General features: G+C 66.6%; 1 protein-coding gene. It reads left to right on the forward strand.

The genetic code is table 11. The features are described 5' to 3' along the window. Positions 1–40 precede the first annotated feature (40 nt). Entirely contained in the window at positions 41–1,105 is a 1,065-nt protein-coding gene (locus tag U9980_RS21785) for a Rieske 2Fe-2S domain-containing protein (RefSeq protein ID WP_416210349.1), read from the forward strand. Positions 1,106–1,239 lie beyond the last annotated feature (134 nt).

Here is a 1,239-nt window from a genome sequence, read left to right on the forward strand (position 1 = left end):
CTAAGAGCGCCCGGCAATAGGGGCGCCGACGTGAGAGGTGATGAGGGTGTTTCCGCAGAACCAGTGGTACGTCGCGGCTTGGAGCCGTGAGGTCGGCCGCGACCTGTTCGCGCGGACGATCTGCGGCGAGCAGATCGTCTTCTACCGCACGCTGGACGGGCGGGTCGTCGCCCTGGCCGACCGCTGCGTCCACCGCCGCTACCCGCTGTCGCTCGGAACACTGCGGGGCGACGACCTGGAGTGCGGGTACCACGGCTTCACCTATGACTGTTCGGGCACCTGCATCCAGGTGCCCGGCCAGGAGCGGGTGCCGCGAACCGCGCGGGTGCGCAGCTATCGCGTCGTCGAGCAGGCCAACTGGATCTGGGTCTGGATCGGCGAAGAGGCCAAGGCCGACCTCGCCGCCGTTCCGGACAACCACTGGCTCGACGACCCCGGCTGGACCATGATCGGCGGTATGGCTCCCCTGCCGGCCCGCTACCAACTCCTGGTCGACAACCTGCTCGACCTGTCGCACGAGACCTACCTGCACGCGGGATTCATCGGGACTCCCGAGGTGGCCGCGACGCCGATTCAGACCGAGGTCGACCACGCCGAGCAGGTCCTCCGGATCAGCCGGCACATGCACGGCGTCGAGTGCCCGCCGTTCTATGAGAAGTCGACCGGATTCTCCACGCCCGTCGACCGCTGGCAGGACATCGAGTACCGCCCGGTCTGTTCGTACGTGCTGCATTCACGGATCGCACCAGCCGGCGTGCTGCCGGGAGATGCCGGCGGAGACACCGGTGCTGTGCACGCAAAGATTCTCTACGGTATAACGCCGGAGACCGAGCACAGCACGTTCGACTTCTGGGCGGTGGCCCGCGACTTCGCGCTGGGCGACGCCGAGGTCTCCGATTTCTTCGAGCGGATGAATCAGGAGGTCGTGCAGCAGGACGTGGACGCGCTGACGCTACTCGAACGGGTGATCGCGGACGAGGAGAAGGCCGATGCTGTCTCCGAACACGGCCGCGTCCAGGAACTCAGCATCGCCATCGACGCAGGTGCCCTCGCCGGACGCAAAATGATCAGAGAAATGCTGGCATCCCCAACACCGACATCCTGAATCTTCCGGTGAGCTGAGCGCACCGGCCGGCAACGCGAGTATGCCGCCGGTGCGCTCAGCTCACCGTGTCCTGTCCAACGCAACCCCGCCGTGATCGGGCACGACGGGATGGTGACCACGGGGTGGGCGTTGTC

The sequence above is a fragment of the Protofrankia sp. Cr1 genome (assembly GCF_963555865.1).
Taxonomy (GTDB): domain Bacteria; phylum Actinomycetota; class Actinomycetes; order Frankiales; family Frankiaceae; genus Protofrankia.

Bases quoted from the DNA above. Each gene is read 5' to 3' on its own strand.
- U9980_RS21785 (WP_416210349.1), top strand. From the start codon at position 41: ATGAGGGTGTTTCCGCAGAACCAGTGGTACGTCGCGGCTTGGAGCCGT.